12 protein-coding genes and 1 pseudogene are annotated in these 14,641 nt (G+C 72.9%); 8 read left to right on the plus strand and 5 right to left on the minus strand.

Annotation, left to right across the window (positions count from 1 at the left end; genetic code table 11):
- Window positions 1–78: 78 nt before the first annotated feature.
- Window positions 79–210: pseudogene (locus tag JGS22_RS26660) on the plus strand (carbohydrate ABC transporter permease); the annotation flags it as partial.
- Window positions 211–285: 75 nt separating this feature from the next.
- On the opposite strand, the gene JGS22_RS25135 reads toward JGS22_RS26660, so the two are convergent.
- Entirely contained in the window at window positions 286–1,443 is a 1,158-nt protein-coding gene (locus tag JGS22_RS25135; RefSeq protein ID WP_216815162.1) for a metallophosphoesterase, read from the minus strand.
- A gap of 420 nt (window positions 1,444–1,863) precedes the next feature.
- On the opposite strand from JGS22_RS25135, the gene JGS22_RS25140 reads away from it, so the two are divergent.
- Complete coding sequence (locus tag JGS22_RS25140; RefSeq protein ID WP_216815163.1) at window positions 1,864–2,076, plus strand: DUF6243 family protein; 213 nt, start codon at window positions 1,864–1,866, stop codon at window positions 2,074–2,076.
- A 228-nt stretch (window positions 2,077–2,304) separates the two neighbouring features.
- Entirely contained in the window at window positions 2,305–3,360 is a 1,056-nt protein-coding gene (locus JGS22_RS25145) for a LacI family DNA-binding transcriptional regulator (protein ID WP_211040423.1), read from the plus strand.
- 88 nt (window positions 3,361–3,448) lie between these two features.
- Here the strand turns inward: JGS22_RS25145 and JGS22_RS25150 are convergent, their stop codons facing one another.
- The 3 genes from JGS22_RS25150 to JGS22_RS25160 are packed head-to-tail and all read right to left on the minus strand — an operon-like array spanning window position 3,449 to window position 6,926.
- Window positions 3,449–4,150 (minus strand): sulfite exporter TauE/SafE family protein, encoded by a 702-nt coding sequence (locus JGS22_RS25150; protein ID WP_236074337.1) that lies wholly within the window; start codon window positions 4,148–4,150, stop codon window positions 3,449–3,451.
- Between the two features lie 5 nt (window positions 4,151–4,155).
- Complete coding sequence (locus JGS22_RS25155; protein ID WP_211040421.1) at window positions 4,156–5,547, minus strand: amidohydrolase family protein; 1,392 nt, start codon at window positions 5,545–5,547, stop codon at window positions 4,156–4,158.
- Window positions 5,544–6,926: a uracil-xanthine permease family protein gene (locus tag JGS22_RS25160; protein WP_236074338.1), complete on the minus strand. Its 1,383-nt coding sequence runs from the start codon at window positions 6,924–6,926 to the stop codon at window positions 5,544–5,546. The genes JGS22_RS25155 and JGS22_RS25160 overlap by 4 nt, the downstream gene beginning before the upstream one ends.
- A 964-nt stretch (window positions 6,927–7,890) precedes the next feature.
- On the opposite strand from JGS22_RS25160, the gene JGS22_RS25165 reads away from it, so the two are divergent.
- The 5 genes from JGS22_RS25165 to JGS22_RS25185 all read left to right on the plus strand — a co-directional run bounded on the left by JGS22_RS25165 (window position 7,891) and on the right by JGS22_RS25185 (window position 12,704).
- Window positions 7,891–9,060, plus strand: coding sequence for a FecCD family ABC transporter permease (locus tag JGS22_RS25165; protein WP_236074339.1), 1,170 nt, complete (start codon window positions 7,891–7,893; stop codon window positions 9,058–9,060).
- Window position 9,061: 1 nt separating this feature from the next.
- Complete coding sequence (locus JGS22_RS25170) at window positions 9,062–9,835, plus strand: ABC transporter ATP-binding protein (protein WP_211040420.1); 774 nt, start codon at window positions 9,062–9,064, stop codon at window positions 9,833–9,835.
- A gap of 13 nt (window positions 9,836–9,848) precedes the next feature.
- Window positions 9,849–10,844, plus strand: coding sequence for an ABC transporter substrate-binding protein (locus tag JGS22_RS25175; RefSeq protein ID WP_211040419.1), 996 nt, complete (start codon window positions 9,849–9,851; stop codon window positions 10,842–10,844).
- A gap of 94 nt (window positions 10,845–10,938) precedes the next feature.
- Window positions 10,939–11,976: a permease gene (locus tag JGS22_RS25180; protein ID WP_211040418.1), complete on the plus strand. Its 1,038-nt coding sequence runs from the start codon at window positions 10,939–10,941 to the stop codon at window positions 11,974–11,976.
- A complete protein-coding gene (locus tag JGS22_RS25185; RefSeq protein WP_211040417.1) occupies window positions 11,964–12,704 on the plus strand; it encodes a TIGR03943 family putative permease subunit in 741 nt (246 codons plus the stop codon). Before JGS22_RS25180 ends, JGS22_RS25185 begins: the two co-directional genes overlap by 13 nt.
- A 382-nt stretch (window positions 12,705–13,086) precedes the next feature.
- Here JGS22_RS25185 and JGS22_RS25190 read toward each other — a convergent pair whose 3' ends face one another.
- Window positions 13,087–14,580 (minus strand): alpha/beta hydrolase, encoded by a 1,494-nt coding sequence (locus JGS22_RS25190; protein WP_211040416.1) that lies wholly within the window; start codon window positions 14,578–14,580, stop codon window positions 13,087–13,089.
- Between the last annotated feature and the right edge of the window lie 61 nt (window positions 14,581–14,641).

Genomic DNA, 14,641 nt, shown 5'->3' on the forward strand with positions numbered 1-14,641 from the left:
GGCGTTCGGAATGCCCGAAGGGCGGCGGGCGGCGCCGTGTTGGCCTTGCCCGCCTGCCGAAGGAGCGCGGACGCGGGCGTGGGGTTGAAGATGCCGGCACCCGGCCACGTCACCGTCTTCCTCTTCCAACTCACCATGATCTGGAACAAGTTCTTCCTCCCGCCGGTGATGCTCTCCGACGAGGTTCTGTTTTCGCTGAGCCTGGCGCTCGGGGCTGGCCGCCGGCAGCGTCAAGTAGCTGCTCCACCGCGTGACGCGACCCCGGTACGGCCGCCGCGCGGCGGCTCAGGCACCCGCCGGACGGCCGGGGGAGCACAGCACGAGAAGAGTGATCTCGCTGGGGGCCAGCACACGGAACGGCGGCCCCCAGAAGCCGGTGCCGCGGCTGGTGTAGAGCTGGGTGCGGTCGCCGTGGCGGCTGAGCCCGGCCACGGCCGGCTGGTCGAGACGGACCAGATAGTGGAAGGGCCAGATCTGGCCGCCGTGGGTGTGGCCGGAGAGCTGCAGGTCGACACCGTGGGCCGCGGCGCGGTCGACGAACGTCGGCTGATGGGCGAGGAGCAGCACGGGAAGGTCCGGGTCGGCGCCCTCCAGAGCGCCGTCGAGGTGGGCGCGGTGGCCCGGCAGCCCGGAGGACTCGGCGGTGACGTCGTCGACACCGGCGACGACGAGGGTGTCGCCGCCGCGCTCCAGCAGCAGATGGCGGTTGCGCAGCGGCTCCCAGCCCAGCTCGTTCATCAGGTCCACCCAGCCCTGGGCCTCGCTGTAGTACTCGTGGTTGCCGGTGACGTAGACACGGCCGCGGGTCGCCTGCACGGTGCCGAGCGGTGCCGCCTGGGCCTGTCGGCGCTCGGCGGTGCCGTCCGCGATGTCGCCGGTGTGGCAGACGAGGTCGGCGTCCAGGCTGTTGACCGTCTCGCAGACCCGCGCCGACCAGCTTGCGCGGTCGAGCGGACCGTAGTGGGTGTCGGTGATCAGGACGACCCTGGTGTTGTCCAACCCCGAGCCCAGGCGCGGGAGTTCGACCTCCAGGCGGCGCACCCGGGGCACGCGTCGTGCCTCGGCGTACCCCCAGGCGAGCAGCACGGCGGTCGTGCCGAGGACGGCCCAGGTCACGATGCGCGCCCGGTCCTGCCCGTCGCCGACGTCGGCCGCGACCAGCGCGAGCCGCAGCAGCGTGCCGAGCAGCACCGACCAGGTGAACAGGACCCAGACGGCGCCCAGCAGTGTGTCGCCCACGATCGCCGCACCGTCCTGCTGACGCCGCCCGTGTCCGCGCACCATCGCCAGCGGCATACCGGCCAGACCCAGTACGAAGAGCGCGGTGCCGATCAGCGTGACGGGCAGCGGCCAGCCCTGCCCCGTGTACAGCAGCACCCAGCACGGCACCGCCCACAGCAGGACCGGGGCGACCAGCGGGACGTAGCGCATGAGGAGCTGCATCCGGCGGCGCGGTGCCGATCAGCGTGACGGGCAGCGGTACGGGGCGCGCCCGCGGACCCGGGCCGGTCGGACGTCCGACCGGCCCGGCCGCCCGCGCCCCGAACCCGCTCGGGCCTTTCGGCCGACGGTCCCGGCACTGCTGCCGTTCCCATTGTCCGCCGTCGCACCGACAACCGGCTCCGAGGGGGCGAGAGGCCGGCCACCGGCCCGGGTCCGCGGGCGCGCCCCGTACCGCTGCCCGGTGCCGGGAAACCGTGGTGCGCGCTGCCGTCGGGAACGGGTAACGTCCCGCCCATGTTCTCCCAGACGCCTGTTGACGAGTGAGAGCGTGACGGGCAGCCGCTGACGTGCTCGAACGTCGCCGCTCCGCCCGCCGGCGAAGAACCCGCAGAATCACTTCACATCACTCCGGGAGGACCCGTGAGCAAGAACATCAACAACCCCGTGGGCATGGGCGGTGGCCAGCGCAAGAGGCTGTCGCGCACCGAACGCCAGAACAACGGCCCGCACCGCAACCTCGACCGACAGAGCGCCGCCGACCGCAAGGCCGAACTGCTGCGCAAGATGCGGGAGAAGACCGGCGCGGCCGAGAGCGCCGAGCAGCCGTCGGGCGAGGACGCGGCACAGAGCTGACGCGCCGCAGCACCGCAGTGGGCCGGGCCCGTACCGCATCGCGCGGTGCGGGCCCGGCTGCCGTACGGCTGCGACTCGCGCCCGGGTGTCCGATCCGGTACGGGCGCGGTGTCCGATCCGGTACGGGCCGGACGCCGGATCCGGTAGGGGCCCGGGTGTTCGCGCCCCGGCCGCCAGGGGTGAGGATGGGTCTGCCACGTCCTGCCGAGCGAGGAGCGGTCCGCGCAGATGCCCACTTCCGGTTCAGGTCCCAAGCCGCCGACGATCGCCGATGTCGCACGCGCCGCCGGGGTGTCGCGTACGACGGTCTCGCACGCTCTGAACGGGCTCGGCAAGGTCGACCCGCGGACCAGGGCGCGGATCAAGGACGTGGCCGCCGAGCTCGGTTATCGGCCCAATCTGCGTGCGCAGCGGCTGCGGCGCGGAGAGGCCAGGGCCATCGCGCTGGCCTCCTCGATGCCGTTCGCGGTCGCCGGCGGGCCGTCGCGGCTCGGGTTCTACATGGAGGTGGCCGCAGCCGCCGCCGAGAGCGCCCTGCTGCACGACTACGCGCTGGTGCTGGTCCCGCCGGTGGAGTCCGGTTCCGCCCTGTACTCGGTGGACATCGACGGCGCGATCGTCGTCGAGCCGGACGTGGCGGACGCCGCGGTGGCGCAGCTGCGCGAGCGCGGACTGCCCTACGTGGCGCTGGGTCGGCCGGTCGCCGCCGAGGAGGAGTGCCCGTACATCGATCTGCGCGGTGGCGCGGTGACCGAGGCGCTGCTCGCGCATCTGCGGGAGCAGGGCGCGCGGCACCCGGCGCTGATCGTCGGCGCCAACTCCCGCCACTCCGCGGTGGATGCGCGCGCCGCGTACGAGCGGGCGGCCGAGGAGCACGGCTGGGAGCCGATCGTGGCGGCGGAACCGGAGTCCGGGGGCGAACAGGCCGGCTACGACCGGTGTGCGGCGCTGCTCGCCGAGCATCCCGAGATCGACGCGGTCTGCGCGATGGTGGACGCCTTCGCGGTGGGCGCAGTGCGGGCGATCCACGACAGCGGTCGCAGGATCCCGGCCGACGTCATGGTCGTCACCCGGTACGACGGGCTGCGCGCGCGCACCAGCCGGCCGCCGCTGACCGCCGTCGACCTGCAACTGGACCGGGCCGCCTTCGCCGCGGTGGAGCTGCTGCTCGGACGGCTGCGCGGGAACCCGGTTCCGGCGCCGGAACCGTCCGCCTCCAGTCGGCCGCGGGTCATCGCGCGCGAGTCCTCCTCGCGCACCCCTGCCGGCGACCGCGCGCACTGACGCCCCCCACCGCCCGCGCCCGTGCGCCCGGCCGTTTTGGCCACGTCGCACAGGCGCGACCACCTGGCCACGTCCTCTTCCGGAGGAGTCACATGCCCAGGATGAGGGCGGCCCCCGAGACCAGCGCGAAGACGAGCACGAACAGGCGCATCCGGCGCGCGTCCAGCCGGTGGTGCACCAGACGGCTCAGCCACGCTCCCAACGCGATCGCCGGGAGCACCGCCACGACCGTCCCGAGGTCCGCGGTGCTGCCCATCCCGGTGCCGAACAGCAGCGCCAGCGAGGCGACTTCGCCCACCAGGAAGCAGGCCGCGACGGTGGCGCGAAGCTCCGACGGCGGCCGGTGCTGGTACACCAGCGCGAGCGGCGGCCCGCCGACACCGGTGGCAGTCTCCGTCAGCCCCGTCACCACGCCCGCCCCCAGGTAGGCCGCGCGGCCCGGAGTGAAGGCGGGGGCCGCCAGGCTCACCACCGCCGCCAGCACGGTGGCGACACCCACGAAAAGGCCCAGCCCCCGTTCGGGGATCAGCCACAGCAGGGCGAGCCCGCCGGGTGTGGCGGCCAGCCGCGCCGCGGAGATCCAGGACGCGCCGCGCAGGTCCAGGGCTGAGCGTTCCCGCCAGGCGACGTAGGCGTTGAGCGGGATCATCGCGGCCAGCACGAACACCGGAAGCAGCTCCGGCGCGAGCATTCCCGTCACCGGCGCGACGATCAGTGCGAAGCCGAGACCGCTGCTTCCCTGGACGAAGGCGGCGAGCGCGACGGCGCAGGCCAGCAGCGAAAGCGTCATGACCGTCACTGTGCTCCGCTCCGCTCCCGGGCCGCCGTGGAGGTGGGGTGTGCCCGGGTGATCCGGGCGCGGCGGACCGTCTCCCGGGAGCGTGCAACGGCCTCCCGCACCAGCGCGTCGGCGTCCCAACCGGTGGGCCTGCCGCGCCACATGCGCAGCAGGCCGTCGACGTGGACGGAGGTGATCTGGTCGCGGTTGCCGCGTCGCAGCAGCTCCCACGGCACGTCCCAGGAGAGCGCGAGCTCGGGGGTGGAGATGTCGACCAGGAGGAAGTCGGCCGCCATCCCCGGTGCGACCGCGCCGGTGCGGGCGCCGAGGCCGAGGGCGTCGGCGCCACCGCGTGCGGCGTGGTCCAGCCAGGTCCAGCCGGCGCCGCAGGAGGAGTCACCGGTGGCCAGGCCGTGGGTCAGCCGCTGGGCGAACTCCGCCGCCTCGACGAGCCGGAAGCCGTCCGCCCGGGTGCCGTCGGTGCCCAGCCCGAAGCGGATGCCGCGTTCGGCCATGGCGGCGGCGGGGGCGACGGCGTTGCCCTTCCAGGCGCTGGCGACCGGGTTGTAGCTGACGGCGGCCCCGGTCTCCGCGAGCAGGGACAGCTCGCGCGGGGTGAGCAGGGTGGCGTGCGCGGCGAGCAGCTGCGGACCGAGCGCGCCGACGTGGTGCAGGTACTCCAGAGGGCGCAACCCGTGCTGGACGAGGGAGCGTTCGACCCCGGCCAGATGCTCGTTCACATGGATCTGGACGACCGCTCCGGCGTCGGCGGCGAGTGCGGCGGTGGCGCGCAGCACCCCGGCCGAGGCGGCCTCGGGCACCGGAACGGCCAACGAGGGGTGGACCAGCGGGTCCGAGGCGTACCGTGCCAGATGGGCCTCCGCGCGGGACAGCGCCCCGTCGGCGTCCCCGCTCTCCGCGTCGCCGCAGACGAGCCCGAGGATGCAGCGTATGCCCGCCTCACGGGTGGCGGCTGCCAGTACGCCGTGGTCCACCGAGGCACGGGTACCGGCGTCGGCGACGGTGGTGAAACCGCCGCGCAGCGCCTCCAGCGCCGCCAACTTGGCCGCCACGTACGCCGATTCCTCGTCCAGCGCGCCTTCCAGCGGCACCCACACCCGGCGGAAGATCTCCGAGGGCTCGCCGAAGGCGAGGGCCGAGCCGAAGCTCTGGGTGAGGTGGTGGTGCGCGTCGACGAAGCCGGGCATCAGCAGATGGCCGGGCAGGTGTACGGGGGTGAGGTGCGGGTGGGCGGTGGCGAGCGCGTCGGCCGGACCGACGTCGCCGAAGACGCCGTCGCGCACCAGGACCGCGTGCCCCTCGACGAGGCCCTCGGGGAGGAACACGGCGTCGGGGACCAGGAGATGGGGGCCTGGGCCCTGGAGGCGTTCGGGGGAGAGAGGGTTCATCGGTCGCTTTCGGTGCGGGAGGTGAAACGGGCCACCACGGCCGGCCGCACATGGTGGAAGAGGATGTTCAGGACCGCGGCGACGAACGCGCCGACGGCGACGCCGCTTTCGAGCAGGATCCGCACGTTCGGCGGGAAGCCCTGGTAGACGCCGGGAATCAGGATCGGCAGCAGGCCGAGCGCGAGCGCGACGGCGCAGATGAACGTGTTGGTGTGCTGGCTCAGATCGCAGCGGGCCAGCATCTGCACCCCGAGCACGGTGATCACCGCGAAGACGACCATGGCGGTGCCTCCGACCACGGCCGAGGGGATCACGCTGATGGCCTCGGTCACCGGCGCCAGGAATCCGATCACGATCAGCACCACGCCGGCCGCCGCGGTGACGAAACGGCTGCGCACGCCGGTCACCCGGACGATGCCGATGTTCTCGCCGCTGGTCACCATCAGCGGCAGTCCGAAGAAGCCGCCGAAGAGCGAGGTGACCGCGTCGCCGCGCACCGTTTTGGGCACGTCGGCGCGCTGGTCGATCTCCTTGCCGACTGCCTCGGCGTTGATGACGGTCTGGCCTGTGGCCTCCGCCATCGAGGCCAGGCTGTAGAGCATCAGCGGCAGAGCGGCGATCAGGTTGAACTCCGGCGAGCCGAACGGCATCGGCTGCGGAACGCTGAACAGCGCGTCTCCGGTGGCCCCGCCGAAGTCGGCCTTTCCGATCAGGACGGCCAGCACCGTGCCCGCCAACAGCCCGAGCATCACGGCGAGTTGGCGCACGATACCGCTGGACAGGAGGTAGAAGGCGACGGTGAAACCGATCGTCGCCGCGCCGAGCGCGAGATTAGTGGTGTCGGCGAACCCGGGCTCACCGGGCCGCCCGGTGACCAGCACGGCGCCCACCTTCACCAGGTTGACGCCGACGATCACGATCATCGTGCCGATGACCAGCGCGGGGAAGAAGCGCAGCAGCCGGGAGAAGACCGGCAGCACGACGAAGTAGAAGACGGCCGTGATGATGACCGCGCCGGTGGCGGTGCGCACCCCGTGCTGTTCGGCGATGGCGAGGAAGAGGATGAGCGGCGCGCCGCCCGGCAGCATCACGAAGGGCAGCCGCGGCCCGAACTTCCACGGGCCGAGCGACTGGATCAGCGAGCCGACGCCGGACAGCACGAAGGCGGCGGACAGAAGGTCCACGGTGAGGCCGGGGTCCAGCTTCAGGGTCGCGCTCATCAGGAAGATGGCCGAGATGGGGGTGGCGGCCATGACGAGGACGTGCTGGATGCCGAAGAGGATGATCCGCCCCAGCGGGCGGGACTCGTCGACGGGGTGCACCGGCTTGGGCTCCGGTGGTTGCTCCGTGTGACGCATGGGTTGGCGGGGATCGGGCATGGCGAGCTCCGTTCGGTTCGGTGCGCTCGAGATTCCGGCCGATCCAGCCCCGAACGGGGAGCCAAATCGATTTGGCCGCCAATATAGGAACGCCCGCAGGCCCCGTCAACACTTTCGGCAGTTACGGAGCGTCAGATCCACGGCGCTCGAAGCGGCGTCGACCGCGGCTCCTGGACGGGACGGGTTCCGGCCGAAAGCTGCCCGGCCTCCCGAGGTGCGCCCGTCCTGGGTCGGTAGCGACGAGTCAGGCGCCGGCGCGAGCGTCGAGGCGGGCTGGTCGCGAGCGCCGCGGCCCGCCTCGACGGCAGGGGGTGCGAGAGGAGCGGGGCCAGTTCCAGTCGCCCGCGAAGCGGGCTCCGCTGGTTCCCCGGCGGGCGGGTGCGCGCCGAGAACCTCCGGCCGGCCGCCGGTGACCCGGTCGAAGGCGCCCCTGGTGACACGTCCGGTTGAGCCGCCCGCGGAGTGGGTGGGTGGCTCCTCGAAGAGTGTCGGCTGCGCGGGTTTCCGCGGAAGGCTCGCAGGGGGCAGGCCCGACGGAGCCGCGGAGTCGGCCCGGAGCATGTGCCTTTCCGGCGTCTCGGCAGGTGGGGCACCGGGGCGGTGTCGGCCGTCTGGTGTGCCGGGTGGGCGGCGCCGGGAACGAAGGGGTTCGCGCGACCTCGTCCACCTTCCCGCCGTGCACCAGTAGTTCCACCGCGCGCTGGGCGCGCACCGTCGCCACCCACCGCGCGATGCCCGCCCCGGTGGTGAAGGTGCGGGTGATCGTGCGCGGGCCGGTGTCGAGTTCGTCCGCCCAGTCGGAGAGGGTGCGCGGATCGGCGGGGTGGGGCGCGCACGGGTGGCTGCGCCTGTCGACCACCGGTACACGGCCCGGGGTGTGTGCAGCGGTGTGCAGGGGCGCACCGGATTTGGCCCGAAGGGGCGAACGTGATATCTACATGGTAATCGTTTTCATGTTCGTGCGATGTCGGGGGTTCGAATGGCGGGGTGGAGCGTGGGCCGGGCGGGCGCCGCCACGGCAGAGAAGGCCGGCGGACACGCGCCCGCCTCCGCTGCCGAGGACACCGGGCCGCCCGGCGCCGGGAGTTCGGTCCGGCAGAATGCGGCCCCGCTTCTGCTCTGCGCCGCGCTGCTCCTGGCCCTGGCCCTCTCGGTCCTGCTGGCCATCGGGCTCGGCCCGGCGGCAGTGCCGCCCGGCGAAACCGCGCGGCTGCTCTGGGCAGCGGTGACCGGAGGGAGCGTGTCGGCCGACACCGGCCCGACGTACCAGATCGTCTGGGAGATCCGCACCCCGCGCGTCCTGCTCGCCGCCTTCGTCGGGGCCGGACTGAGTGCGGTCGGCGTGGCGATGCAGTCGATGGTGCGCAACGCCCTTGCCGATCCGTACGTGTTGGGCGTCTCCTCGGGCGCCGGCGTGGGCGCGGTGAGCGTGTCCCTGGTCGGCGGTCTGGCGGGGCTCGGCATCTACGCGATGTCGGCCGGCGCGTTCGTCGGCGCGCTCGCGGCGGCGCTGCTGGTGTACGCCGCCTCCGTCGCACGAGGAGGCGGACTGGCGCCGTTGCGGCTGGTGTTGACCGGCGTGAGCCTGTCGTTCGCGCTCCAGGCGGTGATGGGCGTGCTCATCTACTTCGCGCCCAACAGCGAGGCGACGGCCACCCTTCTGTACTGGACGATGGGCGGCTTCGGTGCGGCGAGCTGGGGAACGCTGCCGCTGGTCGCCGCAGTGGTGGTGCTGGGTTGTGCGCTGCTGCACCGCTGGAGCCGGTCGATGGACGTGATGGCGCTGGGCGACGAGACCGCCGCCAGCCTGGGAGTCCACCCCGACCGGCAGCGGCAGCGTCTGCTGCTGCTCGCCGGCCTGGTCACCGGGGTGATGGTCGCCGCCAGCGGCGCGATCAGCTTCGTCGGACTGGTGATGCCGCACGTGGTGCGGCTGGTTGTGGGGGCGAGCCACCGGCGCGTGCTGCTGGTGGCGCCCCTGGCCGGTGCCGTCCTGATGGTCTGGGTCGATCTGCTCGCCCGGACGGTCGTCGCGCCCCGCGAGCTGCCGCTCGGGGTGATCACCGCACTTGTCGGGGTCCCGGTGTTCATGGTGCTGATGAGGCGTCGCGCCTACGTCTTCGGGGGGCGCTGAGATGGAACTCGAACTCACGGAACTCACCGTTCGGATCAAGGGCCGGGCCCTGGTCGACCGCTTGTCGCTGCGGGCAGGCGCGGGCGAGGTCGTCGGTCTGGTCGGGCCCAACGGCAGCGGCAAGTCCACGGCGCTGCGCTGCGTCTACGGCGCGTTGCGGCCGATCTCGGGAACGGTGCTGGCCGGTGGCGAGGATCTGCGGGCGCTCCCGCTGCGGGAGCGCGCCCGCAGGGTGGCCGCCCTCACCCAGGACGGTTCGGTGGACCTCGACTTCACCGTCGAGGAGGTGGTCGCCCTGGGACGGGCACCGCACCAGCGCGGCACCCAGGCGCTGAGCGTGCGCGAGCAGGGCCTGGTGCGCGCGGCGATGCGGCGGCTGGACCTGCTCGCGCTGGCGGACCGGGGAGTGCTCACCCTCTCCGGCGGCGAACGTCAACGGGTGCTGGTCGCAAGGGCGTTGGTCCAGGAGCCGGAGATCATCGTGCTCGACGAGCCGACCAACCACCTCGACATCCGCCACCAGATCGAGTTGCTGTCGCTGCTGCGCGGAACGCGGGCGACCGTGCTGGTCGTCCTGCACGACCTCAACCTCGCCGCTGCCGCCTGCGACCGCATCGGAGTCCTGCGCGGCGGCGCGCTGGTGGCCGCCGGCACTCCGCGCGAGGTGCTCACGGCCGAGCTGGTCGCCGACGTCTTCAAAGTCGCGGCGCGGATCGTGCCGCACCCGGAGACGGGCGGACCGCAGTTGCTCTACACCCTCAACCCCTCTGTGTGAACTGGAGACAACCATGCGCACACCCCTTTCCCGCGGGCGGGCCGCAACCGCCGCCTCCCTGGCGGGAGCCCTGCTGTTGACCGGCTGCGGAGCCGACGTGGAGGAACGCGACGACGACAAGAGCAGCGCCACGGTAGAGCGCTGCGGCGAGAAGGTCGCCTACACGGTGCCCGAGCGCGTGGTGGCGTACGAGGGCGGGAGCGCGGACAAGCTCTTCAGCCTCGGCCTCACCGAGCACGTGCTCGGCTACGTCATGCCGCCGGCCAACCCGCCGGTCTCGCAGTCGCCCTGGGCCAAGGAGTACGCCGAGGTCGAGAAGCTGGGCGAGGACCTGCTCAACAAGGAGCTGGTCGTCTCGCAGAAGGCGGATCTGGTCGTCGCCGGCTGGAACTCCGGTTTCAGCGACCAGCGCGGCATCACTCCGAAGATCCTCGACAAGCTCGGCATCCAGAGCTTCATGCACACCGAGAGCTGCTACAACTACCCGGGCCACCCGGTGCGTTCGGCCCCCTTGGAGGCGCTCTACGAGGATCTGGAACGGCTGGGGGCGATCTTCCGCGTGGAGGACCGCGCCGAGAAGGTGGTCGCCGACCTCAGGAAGCGGGTCGATGCGGTCTCGGACGACGCGGTGGAGAACGGACCGCCGGTCTTCCTCTACGACTCCGGCACCGACCAGCCGTTCACCGCCGGCAACCAGGTCCCGCCCAACGACATCATCCGCCTCGCCGGCGGGCGCAACATCTTCGCCGGCCTCGATGAACGCTGGACGCAGGTCAGCTGGGAGGCGGTGGCCAAGGGGGCGCCGGAGGTCGTCATCATCCTCGACTACGGCGACAAGCCCGCCGCCGAGAAGATCGACTTCCTGAAGAAGTCGCCCCGCACCCGGGACCTGCCCGCGGTCAAGAACGACCGCTTCTTCGTCCTCGACTACAACGAGGGCATCTCCGGCCCGCGCAACGTCGACGGGCTGGAGAAGTTCGGCGCGTACCTGAAGAAGACCTACGGCTGACACCCGCGGACGGGCCGTGCGCTCCGGTTGTTGTCCGGGGCGCACCGGCCGTCGCGGCCGCCGACGAGGCACGGGGTGGAGGGGAGTTGTCCCGATGAGTGACGGCACGGCCCGCGGAGGCACGGCCCGCGGAGGCGCGGCCCGCGGGGGCACGGCCCGCGGCGGCGCGGCGCCCGTCCGGGCGATGTCCCGGCCGGTGCTGGTCGGGGGCGCGGTGGCAGGCTGTGCAGCCGGGGCCGCGCTGCTGACTCCGCAGGCGTTCGGGACCTGGCAGACGGTCGCGGTGTCCCTGTGCCTCCAGGCGGTTCCGTTCCTGCTGCTGGGCACCCTGCTGTCGGCCGCGGTCGCGGTGTTCCTGCCGCCTTCGTTCTTCCGCAGGGCGCTGCCGCGCAGACCCGCCCTGGCGGTTCCCGCGGCGGGGGCCTCGGGCCTGCTCCTGCCGGGGTGCGAGTGCGCCTCCGTTCCGGTCGCGAGCGCGCTCATCCGCCAAGGAGTGCCGCAGAGCGCGGCGTTCACCTTCCTGCTCGCGGCGCCTGCGGTCAATCCGGTGGTGCTCGTCTCCACCGCGGTGGCGTTCCCGGACACGCCCGAGATGGTGGCGGCCAGGCTCCTCGCCTCGCTCGGGGCAGCGATCCTGATGGGCTGGCTCTGGCTCTTCCGGGGCCGTGAGAGGTGGCTGACGGCCCGCCCGGCACCTTCCTGCGCGGCGGCAGCGGGCGGCGGTGCCGCGGTGCGGCTGGAAGCCTTCCGGCAGGCGTTCCTGCACGACTTCCTGCACGCCGGCGGGTACCTCGTGGCGGGGGCGATGGCCGCCGCGACGTTCCAGGTGGCAGTGGACCGGGCCGTGTTGGACACCGTCTCGGCGAGCGTGTGGGCCGCGGTGCTGCTCCTCGCCGGCCTGGCGATCCTCCTCTCGGTCTGCTCGGAGGCCGACGCCTTCGTCGCCGCCTCGATGACCGCCTTCCCCGCGACGGCGCAGCTCGCCTTCATGGTCGTCGGCCCGATGGTGGACGTGAAGCTGATCGCCCTCCAGTCGGGCACCTTCGGACGTTCCTTCGCCGTACGGTTCGGCGCCGCCACCGCGGTCGTCGCGGTCGGCTGGGCCTCCGCGGTGGGGTGGTGGCTGCTGTGAGGGCGACGACCCGTACGCTCCTGCTCCTGCTGGCCGGCTCCGCGCTGCTGCACACGACGGTCCTGACCGATCTGTACCTGCGCTACGTCAAGCCCGGTCTGCAACCGCTGCTGGTCGCCTCCGCGGTGCTGCTGCTCGCCGCGGGAACGCTCTCGGCGGTCCGCGACGGCTTCCCGTTCCTCTCTCGCGGGGCGGGCCGGCCGGGCCCTGCGGACGGCCGGGCCCCGGCGGTAGCACTGCTGCTCTTCGTGCCGGTGCTGCTCCTGCTCTTCGCCCCGCCTGCGCCGTTGGGCGTCTACAGCGCGACCCGGGCGGCGCCGCAGGAGGTTCCGGACCAATCGCCGTCGGCCTTCCTGCCGCTGCCCGAAGCCGACCCGCTGCCGCTCTCGCTCACCCAGTTCACCGCGCGCGTCACACGGGACAGCACCGGCGCGGTGGCGGGACGGAACGTGCGACTGCACGGCTTCACCGTTCCGGGCGACGACGGAGCGGACTACCTCGCCCGCCATGTGGTCACCTGCTGCGCGGCCGACGCGCGTACGCTGCGGGTCGTCCTGCACGGGGCCCGGGGCCTGGTGCCGGGGCGTTGGGTCGAGGTCGAGGGGCGCTGGCGTCCCGAGGGCGTGCCCGGGACCTCCTCGGCCGGGGTCGGTCTGGACGTGAGTCGCGTACGCACGGTGCCCGCGCCCGCGCAGCCATACCTCGACGTGCCGCCGGCCGGTCGCTGAGAGCGCGACCGGTCCCGGCACCGCCGCGCCGGTGAACCGCGCCGCCTTCGGTCGCGATCCGCCCGGCGCCGAGCGCACACCTCTGCCCTTGGGCGGAGGCCCGACCGTGCCTGGGTGCGCAGCAGCAACTCCGGGGTGCGCCACACCTGTTCGCTGCGGGCGGCGTCCGCCGGGATGCGCGGTGTCCGTCCCGGCCGTCCTCGGGGTTCCGTCGCGCTGTCGCGTCGACGCTGTGGGGACTTCGGGCTGTCGTCCCGCGGGTCCGGCGGTCCGGTCGGGCGGCCGAACCCGGCGCGTCCGACTCCGGCGCGCCCGGCGGGTGTTCGGGGCCGGGCTCCGCGACCGTGGTGGGTCGCGGAGCCCGGCCGGGACTACCGGACCGTCACTTGTCGGCCGGGGCGTCGGCCTCGCAGGCGACGTCGTCCGACGGGAACTCGCCGTCGACCAGGTAGGAGGTCACCCGGTCGTCGGCGCAGGCGTTGCCGGCCAGCACGTACGTGCCGTGGCCGCCCACGTCGGCGGTGACGAGCGCCGCCCGGTCACCGAGCGCGCGCCGCATCTTCTGCGCACCGGCCAGCGGGGTGGCGGGGTCGCGGTCGTTCTGCGCGATGAGGATGTTGCGCTTGCCCTCGTCGGTTATCTCCACCGGCTTCTCGACCGGGTCCTGCCAGAAGGCGCAGGGCTGGATGTTGGCGGCTGCCGCACCGTAGAGCGGGTAGCGCTCGCGGTCGGTGGCGACGTTGCGCTTGTAGTAGTCCACCGAGGTGGGCCAGCGCGAGTCGGCGCACACCACGTGGAGCCGGCCGGCGATGGCGTTCTCCAGGTTCATCGCGGGGGGCGCGGGGGGCGGGGGCAGCTCGGTGTCGGTGTCCAGTGCCTGCCAGTTCTTGGCCAGCAGGGTGAGGGACGCCTCGTTGTCGGCGTAGAGCTGGGCGAAGGTCGTGTGGCGGAAGCCGACGCCGTCGACGTCCTGCACAGGAGCCTCGTCGAGTCGCTCCGCGAGGTCGAAGTACTTGGCGCGCACCTGCTTCGAGGTGGTGCCGAGTCCGAACTCGGGTCGTTCAGCCACCCACTTGGCGAAGTCCGGGAACCTGTCCTCCATCCCGAGCCCGAAGTCGCGGCCGGCCTCGGAGTCCCAGCCGTTGGGGCCCAGGCTGCTGTCGAGCACGACGCGGTCGGTGGTCTCCGGGAAGAGCGAGGAGTACACCGCGCCCAGGTGGGTGCCGTAGGAGTACCCGAGGAAGGACGCGGTGCGCTCACCGAGTGCGGCGCGGATCCGGTCCAGATCGCGTGCGGTGTTGGCGGTGGTGGTGTGCGGAAGCATGTGTGCGGTCTCGGAGTTGGCGCACTGCTCGGCGATCTTCTCGGTCTCCGCGGCCCACTCGTCCACGTCGGCCTCGGTGGCCGCGTACGGCGGGATATTGCCCTTGGCCTGCTGCTCGTCGGTGAGGTCGCAGGTCACCGGGGTGCTGCGGCCCACACCCCGCGGGTCGACGCCGATGACGTCGTAGGAGTCGAGAACGTCCTGGGGCAGACCCAGCGCCTTGAGCTGCGCGGGGAAGGAGATCCCCGCCCCGCCGGGACCGCCCGGGTTGGTGAGCAGCACGCCGCGGCGCTTGTCCGGGTTCTTGCTCGCCAGCCGACTGATCATCACCTCGATGGTGCGGCCCTCGGGCTTCTTGTAGTCCAGGGGCACCTCGAGGGTGCCGCACTCCACGCCGTCGGCGGCGACGTCCTCCGGGCAGTCGGCCCACTTGATCGAGCCCGCGGCTCCGGGGGAGCCCGGAGCGGACGTTGCGGCCGATGAGGCGGGGACCGCGGTGAGTGTCGCCGTGGAGGCGGCCATCACCACGGCGAGGGACAACAGCTTTCGCATGTGCACATGCCTTCCTGGTGGCGCGGGTGAGCGCCACCCCATGGGGTCGGACGAGGGTCGG

Origin of the sequence: Streptomyces tardus (assembly GCF_018101125.2) — a bacterium.
Lineage (GTDB): Bacteria > Actinomycetota > Actinomycetes > Streptomycetales > Streptomycetaceae > Streptomyces > Streptomyces tardus.

What these genes read in the sequence shown, in the direction of transcription:
- JGS22_RS25135 (WP_216815162.1), bottom strand. Translation starts at nt 1,443, where the DNA reads ATGCAGCTCCTCATGCGCTACGTCCCGCTGGTCGCCCCGGTCCTGCTG.
- JGS22_RS25145 (WP_211040423.1), top strand. Translation starts at nt 2,305, where the DNA reads ATGCCCACTTCCGGTTCAGGTCCCAAGCCGCCGACGATCGCCGATGTC.
- JGS22_RS25150 (WP_236074337.1), bottom strand. Translation starts at nt 4,150, where the DNA reads ATGACGCTTTCGCTGCTGGCCTGCGCCGTCGCGCTCGCCGCCTTCGTC.
- JGS22_RS25155 (WP_211040421.1), bottom strand. Translation starts at nt 5,547, where the DNA reads ATGAACCCTCTCTCCCCCGAACGCCTCCAGGGCCCAGGCCCCCATCTC.
- JGS22_RS25160 (WP_236074338.1), bottom strand. Translation starts at nt 6,926, where the DNA reads ATGCCCGATCCCCGCCAACCCATGCGTCACACGGAGCAACCACCGGAG.
- JGS22_RS25165 (WP_236074339.1), top strand. Translation starts at nt 7,891, where the DNA reads ATGTCGGGGGTTCGAATGGCGGGGTGGAGCGTGGGCCGGGCGGGCGCC.
- JGS22_RS25170 (WP_211040420.1), top strand. Translation starts at nt 9,062, where the DNA reads ATGGAACTCGAACTCACGGAACTCACCGTTCGGATCAAGGGCCGGGCC.
- JGS22_RS25175 (WP_211040419.1), top strand. Translation starts at nt 9,849, where the DNA reads ATGCGCACACCCCTTTCCCGCGGGCGGGCCGCAACCGCCGCCTCCCTG.
- JGS22_RS25180 (WP_211040418.1), top strand. Translation starts at nt 10,939, where the DNA reads ATGAGTGACGGCACGGCCCGCGGAGGCACGGCCCGCGGAGGCGCGGCC.
- JGS22_RS25190 (WP_211040416.1), bottom strand. Translation starts at nt 14,580, where the DNA reads ATGCGAAAGCTGTTGTCCCTCGCCGTGGTGATGGCCGCCTCCACGGCG.